Source organism: Oerskovia sp. NPDC056781, assembly GCF_042789955.1.
GTDB classification, from domain to species: domain Bacteria; phylum Actinomycetota; class Actinomycetes; order Actinomycetales; family Cellulomonadaceae; genus Oerskovia; species Oerskovia rustica.
Genome location: NZ_JBHUAD010000361.1, coordinates 1 through 2,497 on the forward strand (window position 1 = coordinate 1; position 2,497 = coordinate 2,497).

The following is a 2,497-nucleotide window of genomic DNA, read 5'->3' on the forward strand; positions in this document are numbered from 1 at the left end:
GCCCGGCTCGTGGGACGAGCCGGGCCCTTCGCGTGGATCGGGGTCAGCGAGCTGCGGGCTCGCTCACGAGCGGTACGTCGAGACCTGCGGCGGACTCGCGACGATAGTCGTCCTGGAAGGCCCGGAGGTCGACGGGGCCCGTCTGGCCGTCTGTCCGCGCCTTGCGGCGACGCGCGATGAGGTCCTCGAGGCTGCGGGCGCCCCGACGCAGGGTTCCCGAGTCAGCGGCGAGGCGGCGCTGGAGCACCGACGTCGAGACCACGCGGTGCCCGGCGGCAGGCGCGAAGCCGAGCCGCGCGAGGAAGCGTTGCACGCCCCGGGAGCCCGGGATCGGCACCGAGAAGACGTCGATCGCGCCGTGCTCGGCCGCGAGGTCTGCGGTCGCCGTGAGCAGTGCGTGCCCCACCCCGCGACGCCGCGCGTCCTGCGACACGTAGAGCGCCTCGATGTACAGGCTCGGCTCGTCGTTGAAGAGGTGCGGGTCGAGCACACGCGCGAGGAGGAAGCCGACCGGGACGTCGTCGTGGAAGGCCACGAGCGCCGTGCCACCGGGGACCGACAGCAGGACGCGGAGCTGGCGGACCAGCTTGGACTCGTCCGAGAGGCAGACCTGAGGGCCGGCCGCGGACTCGCGGCGCGCCTCGGCACAGAGTGCAGCGACACCAGGGAGGTCGTCGCCGACCGCAGGCCTGACCACTACTGCTGCACGCACGTGGAACCTCCTCGTAGGATCCTCCGACCTCGGAGCAACCCCGGCGGCAGCAGAGCTATCTGCCACCGACGAGCGCCCCCGGTCATCGATCGACTGATGCTTCGTGGGAGTCCGGATCGTCGAACTCGTCGTCCTGGACACCTGTCCATGACGATAGCCTTCTTGAGCGTCCCGAACAAAGAGGCTGTTCACGACCCGATTGACGCCGTGCCGCACCGGATCAGGCGCCGCCGACCTGCTCGATGACGGCGTCCGCGACCTCTCGCATGGTCAGGCGACGGTCCATGGACGTCTTCTGGATCCAGCGGAACGACTCGGGCTCGGAGAGCCCCATCTTGGTCATCAGGAGGCCCTTGGCGCGGTCGACACGCTTGCGGGTCTCGAACCGCTCGGCCAGGTCCGCGACCTCGGCCTCGAGCGCGCTGATCTGCGAGTAGCGGGAGATCGCGATCTCCACGGCGGGCAGCAGGTCCGCGGGGCTGAAGGGCTTGACGACGTACGCCATGGCGCCGGCGTCGCGCGCACGCTCGACCAGCTCGGTCTGCGAGAACGCCGTCAGGAGCACCACGGGGGCGACGTGCGCCTTGCCGATCCGCTCGGCCGCCGAGATGCCGTCGAGCTCGGGCATCTTGACGTCCATCACGACGACGTCGGGCTTGAGCTCGAGCGCCAGCTTGACCGCGGTCTCACCGTCACCTGCCTCGCCGACGACGTCGAAGCCCGCCTCGCGGAGCGTCTCGACGACGTCCATGCGGATCAGGGCCTCGTCCTCCGCGACGACGGCACGGCGGGCAGGGCGACCGCCCGACGGCGCAGCGGGGGCCTCGGGCTCGGCGCTCGGTTCGGGCTGGATCAGGGGGGGCAGGTCGAGCGGTGCCGTGGCATCGGGCTGCGCGTTGTCGTCACTCACGTCCCTCATCGTAGTGGGAGAACCCCTCGATCGCCCTGCACCTGGGGTGTGATTCTCGTTTCGTCCAGGTTCTGTGGTTCGATGGTCCACGCACCGCAGCGGACCCTTCGCGATCCCCTGACGGCCCGTGCCCCGGTAGCCCAACCGGCAGAGGCGTTCGGCTCAAACCCGATCCAGTGTGGGTTCGAATCCCACCCGGGGCACCCCATGATGCAGGTCAGCGCGTCGGCGCCTGGCCTGCATCGTCGTTTCCGGGGCGAGGGCAGGCCGGTCACCGACAGCTCGCCGTCGTCCCGCTCCCCTCCCCGGCAGGCGTCCCCCCTCGACCTCCGGTGGATCGGGACGCTGGTGGTGGTCGTCCGAGACCTTGGCCCTGCACGGCCACGACCCGGACGAGATCACGTCGACCACGGGCGTCGTCCTGGCGCACCGCCACCCCGACGGCTGCGCGCCGACGCCGAGGAGGTGCTCCGCCGCGCAGGCGAGGACGCGATGCCCTTCTTGAGCGTCCGCCACGTCGAGACGGTCCGGGGACGTGAACCGAACCTGTGCCTCGTGGGACAAGCGCGGCGCGACCGGGACACGCACGAGATCGTCGCGAGCGCCGCCCGCGTCTTCGGCGTGCTGCGCGCCGCGTCGAACGACCACGACGTGCCGTCGCGCAGGCTGTCGGGACGGGGCGTCGAACGGGCCGAGCGGCTCCCGGCACCCGAGGACCACCGACGGTCGGTGCGCGAGCTCCTGGACCGGCCCTACGAGCCGCAGCCCGCGACCGACGCCCTCGACCGGACCGACGGGTCACCGGACCGCGCGACGGATCGCGCGCACCGCCGTCGTCGGGACACGACGATGCCCTCGTGAGCGCCGCCCCACCC

3 protein-coding genes and 1 tRNA gene are annotated in these 2,497 nt (G+C 71.6%); 2 read left to right on the forward strand and 2 right to left on the reverse strand.

Annotation, left to right across the window (positions count from 1 at the left end; all coding sequences use genetic code 11):
* Window positions 1-43: 43 nt before the first annotated feature.
* Together ACFRCR_RS18320 and ACFRCR_RS18325 are read right to left on the reverse strand one after the other, a co-directional pair.
* Window positions 44-712, reverse strand: coding sequence for a GNAT family N-acetyltransferase (locus tag ACFRCR_RS18320; RefSeq protein WP_377679598.1), 669 nt, complete (start codon window positions 710-712; stop codon window positions 44-46).
* A gap of 220 nt (window positions 713-932) precedes the next feature.
* Window positions 933-1,631 (reverse strand): ANTAR domain-containing response regulator, encoded by a 699-nt coding sequence (locus ACFRCR_RS18325; protein ID WP_205305749.1) that lies wholly within the window; start codon window positions 1,629-1,631, stop codon window positions 933-935.
* Between the two features lie 120 nt (window positions 1,632-1,751).
* Here ACFRCR_RS18325 and ACFRCR_RS18330 point away from each other — a divergent pair.
* Window positions 1,752-1,825, forward strand: a tRNA-Leu gene (locus ACFRCR_RS18330).
* Window positions 1,826-2,114: 289 nt separating this feature from the next.
* Window positions 2,115-2,483 carry a hypothetical protein gene (locus tag ACFRCR_RS18335; RefSeq protein WP_377679599.1) on the forward strand — a complete coding sequence of 123 codons (369 nt, stop codon included), beginning with the start codon at window positions 2,115-2,117 and terminating at the stop codon, window positions 2,481-2,483.
* Window positions 2,484-2,497 lie beyond the last annotated feature (14 nt).